The sequence below is a fragment of the uncultured Planktosalinus sp. genome, from assembly GCF_963973675.1.
Lineage (GTDB): Bacteria > Bacteroidota > Bacteroidia > Flavobacteriales > Flavobacteriaceae > Planktosalinus.
The window spans coordinates 1-4252 of the sequence record NZ_CAXBAN010000238.1; the positions used below are offsets into that span (position 1 = coordinate 1).

The 4252-nt window shown below is 35.8% G+C and carries 5 protein-coding genes; 1 reads left to right on the forward strand and 4 read right to left on the reverse strand.

Features of this window, described 5'->3' with window-relative positions:
• Positions 1-587, reverse strand: a 587-nt coding sequence (locus AACY61_RS09630; protein WP_339611362.1) for a hypothetical protein, incomplete at its 3' end; no start/stop codon positions are given.
• Between the two features lie 700 nt (positions 588-1287).
• Here AACY61_RS09630 and AACY61_RS09635 point away from each other — a divergent pair.
• On the forward strand, positions 1288-1611 hold the full coding sequence (locus AACY61_RS09635) for a hypothetical protein (RefSeq protein WP_339611363.1): 324 nt from the start codon (positions 1288-1290) through the stop codon (positions 1609-1611).
• A gap of 196 nt (positions 1612-1807) precedes the next feature.
• Here the strand turns inward: AACY61_RS09635 and AACY61_RS09640 are convergent, their stop codons facing one another.
• From AACY61_RS09640 to xseA, 3 genes are all read right to left on the reverse strand, one after another.
• A complete protein-coding gene (locus AACY61_RS09640; protein ID WP_339611364.1) occupies positions 1808-2188 on the reverse strand; it encodes a hypothetical protein in 381 nt (126 codons plus the stop codon).
• A gap of 335 nt (positions 2189-2523) precedes the next feature.
• Positions 2524-2721: an exodeoxyribonuclease VII small subunit gene (xseB, locus tag AACY61_RS09645; protein ID WP_339611365.1), complete on the reverse strand. Its 198-nt coding sequence runs from the start codon at positions 2719-2721 to the stop codon at positions 2524-2526.
• Positions 2714-4117 (reverse strand): exodeoxyribonuclease VII large subunit, encoded by a 1404-nt coding sequence (xseA, locus tag AACY61_RS09650; RefSeq protein WP_339611366.1) that lies wholly within the window; start codon positions 4115-4117, stop codon positions 2714-2716. Before xseA ends, xseB begins: the two co-directional genes overlap by 8 nt.
• Between the last annotated feature and the right edge of the window lie 135 nt (positions 4118-4252).

Consider the following 4252-nt stretch of genomic DNA (forward strand, 5'->3'; position numbering starts at 1 on the left):
GGACTCTGCATATCCCTGCCGATAAAGATGTTTGATTCACCTTCCAGTCCATAACTTTTAAACTTTTTATCCATCGTGTAGTTACTCCACCTATAATTGTATACATGAGCATTTTGATGCTCGGTAAAAGTTGCATTCATTGAACTGGCATACCCTTGTTGAGTTTCGATTACAAAGGTGTTTCTGCTCAATGAGTCCAAATAGCTTATTGGCACATGGTCATTGAATGAGGTGCCAAACAATGGATACGAGTTACTTAAATTTCCCGGAACCACGGCTATAAGTAAGTTTCGGTTGCTGTTACTCTCAAGTTCAGCCGTGTATTTTAAGTAGAATTCAGACTCTTTTAAAGCAAGGGTAGGGTTAAAATTCAACAGTTTTTGATCATAAACCCCATATGGAGTGAATTGTATATTTCTTTGGCTGAAATTTTGAAATGTTCCGATATTCAAATCCTGTTCGTTGGCTATATACCAAGACTCAGCTCCATTAACCCCTCCCGGAAAAATAGTACTGTTTTGACCTTGAGAGTTTAAAAAAAACAATAGAAATGAAATAAAAAATAGGTAGTTCTTTATAAATGACATAAAATACAGATTGGTTGTTCAATAATTAAGTTTGATTTTATTTTGAAACTGAATGCATATAAACAGAATCAGTACCTTAAGTGGATGAACCCTTAAAGTTTAAATTGAATGATTGAGAAAATAAAAAAGGAAATGCTTTATCGGATTTAAAAATAAAGCTGAAAAAAATTACCATGCAACACGCTAGTTAAAGTTAATAACAAATTAATAGACTATATAAACTTGGGGAGTTTAAATCTAAAAGACTTTTGCGTGCTTTATTCGGGTTGCTAAACAAGTAAATTTGTTAATATAAACCTAATGAAATCTAAAAAATTAATAAAATTATAAAGCAAAAGAAGTCCATAAAAAATGTATATAATTAATATCCAATTGAATAAATAAAAATAAAGACCGTAATTTATAATGATACTAATTAGTGAAAGATTTCTAAGCTTTTTTTTTACCATAACTCCCAAGGATTTCCACTATAGATAGGGATTCAACACCCGCTGCTTAAAAAAAATTACTTGTAGACAATAAAAATCAATAGTGTAATTTATTTAATTTGAAGATTAACACAAACAACCCTATCAAAAATTCTAATTCCAAAAAGATGAATGCAGTAAAAATCCTTGATTCATTTTTATTAAATTAGAGCATCATTGAAAATAAACACTACTAACTTCTTGAAATCAAAATAATAACCAAAATAATTAGTATGGTAACGGAAGAAATGAAAGCAAAGCGACTTGAAATGCTCTTAGATAGGGCTTTTAGATTGGACAAGAGAATTAGAAAAGCCTCAAAAGGGGAGTATTACTCTTACATAAGAGCTGAATCATTTGATAGTAGAGAGAAAGAGCTTAGTATCCTAAAAGAAAGAATAGAACAGGCAATAGACACTTTTTTTAAACAAGAAATAAGTAATGAAGTCCGTGAAAATCTTAAAATATTAGTGTCTTTAAATGCACAAGCAAATAACAGTGATGACATTGATTATGTTATTGAAAGAGGGTTGGTGGTTACAAAACAATTTAAATAATTCAATCACTAGGTTAAAGTAGATAATTCTATAACCAATAGCTATTAAAACAAAGAACCAACCTACAGTTAAACGATAAGCTCAATTCTAGATACAAATTATATATTTTTGAATCCCGATGGTACTACTACAATATTCTAACCCATTCATTTTTATAAATAAATGTGATAATACAAATGAAAAGCTAATGTAAAGGTTAACTAAGAGAGACCCTAGCTTTCCATTCCTTTAAAACACTTAAGTCAAGTCGCTTTAAGTGATCAATTATATAATGTACTATTACCTTTTGACAAGCAGCAAGAGAAAGTCCCTTAACAGATAGATCCGTACAACCCTTAGCTTCTCCAAAGATATTATCATCCATACAATTCACATAGGGCATGTATTTATGGGTGCCATCGATAGGTATAGCATTCAGGGAAATAACACCATACTCAAATAAAAAATCATCAAAAAACCCCATATATGAAGAACGGTTCCGTTCTAAAAATTGATCTTGAACATACAGCAAGGTCTCAGAAGTTTCGGTCTTTAATATCCGTCTCATCTCACGATCAAAAATGATAGAAGCTTTCATAGTAGTCAAAGGTTGAGGTTAGTATAATTTGAAAGAAAATTTATGTCTTTTCAAATATATCCTTTATTGGTTTAATTGGAAATTTAACTTATTAACAATTGCATTACAAGCATGCATCATCATTTCCTAAATCCGCAAACCCGATAAACCGTCATTGCGAACCCCAACGAAGTTGAGGAGAAGCAACCTCATCAAAAAATCCCATAGTGCAGGCGCAACATCTTGCGCCTCATTGCCGTCATTGCGCCGTGCCCGCCAAAGGCCGGGATCCGCCTTTGGCAGTAAAGCAAACCCCGTCTTTGCGAGCGTAGCGAAGCAACCTCATCAATAAATCGTCAATCTTCAAGCTCCTTCAATATCCCCTGCACATCTTCCTCAGTAGTCGTCAACTTCGTCTTACAAATCTTAATCAAAACCGAAGCACGCTTTACCTTGGCCGAAAGCGCATCCACCGATTTCTCACCCTCTTCGATCTCGTTCACAATCTCCTGAAGCTCCTCAAAAGCTGCTGTATAAGTCAATTCTTCACTCATCTTTATGTTGTTTTACATTTTTTACCTCACTATGTAGTACACCATCAATAACACGCGTTTCAATAACATCCCCCATAGCTACATCACCAATTCCGGTAACAGCTTTACCATTCAAAGTCGTTATGCTATAACCTCGTTTCAAAACATTCTTAGGGTGCATGGTTTCCAGGTCGCGTTCCAAATTGGTCAACTGCTGTTTTTTATTATTTAAAGAATAAACAACAACCCGCCGCAAATCCGTTTGCACCTGCACCAATTCACGTTGTTTGTTACGAAACAACTGCACACCACCACGCAAAAGCACCCCATTAAAACCCTCCAGGGCCTGCAATTCGTTCTTAAAACGAAAAACACTATGTTGCTGCAACCGCGAACTGCACTGCCTTATTTGATGCTTATGATCGCTAATCAGGTTACGGGCACCACCCCGAAACAACCGAACAGCACTATCAAAAGCCACTCTAGAATCTCGCAACAAACGAAGTGACAAATCCATCACTTTCTGCTCAGCTTCCTGAACAGGAAAAGAAAAATTATGAAAGTGCTGTATCAAATACTCAGCAAGCTTGGTAGGGGTAATGGCATTATAAAACGAAACCATCTCACTCACCGTTTCATTGGCAGTATGCCCGATTCCGGTAAGAATAGGCAAAGGAAACTCAGCAAGGGTTTTCGACAAAACATAATCATTAAAACTCGACAACCCAATATCACCCCCGCCACCACGTATAATGGCCACCGCATCAAAATGATGCTGCACTTTTTGAATCCGCTTGAGTTGATGGATAATAGAAGTAACAGCCTTATCACCCTGCAGTACCGAAGGAAATAAAAAACAAAAATATGCATACCCCCATTCATTACCCTTCAACACACTCAAAAAGTCCTCATATCCTTTACTGGTCTCAACCGAAATCACGGCAATACGCTGAGGTAGCAACGCTAGTTTCCGGCTCTTATTCAATGAATAAATCCCTTCAGTTTGCAACTTTTTGATCGTCTCCTGTTTCTCCTTTTCCAGGTCGCCCAAAGTAAAACTGGGGTCAATATCCAAAATCTGCAACGACAGGCCGTGAACAGAGTGATACTGTATCTTCGCCAAAAACAAAATCTTGATCCCATCCTTCAAAGGCTCCTTCAAAACTTCCAAAAATCGTTTATTGATATTCTCATAATCATCCCGCCACAAAATAGCCCGCATCTCCGAAATCACCTTCCCGTCACGCTTTTCAACCAAATCAGGATAACAATGCCCGGAATACGGATACAAATGCAACTTGTTCATCTCCGCCTTGATCCAATAAGATCTCTTATACCGCTCAGAAATAGTATTCTCAATACTCTTGCTCACCTCATACAAAGAGAACACCTGCCGGTTATCAATAGTCTCAGACACTTTTTATCTTTTTGGTTATATTTCTATCTCATAAAGTTAAGGAATAACTTCTAAATCAATATGTGTATAGTTATCACTATTTCAAATGCTAATATCTAATTTTTAACATCGATTGCATTTACTGTAAGCTTCTCT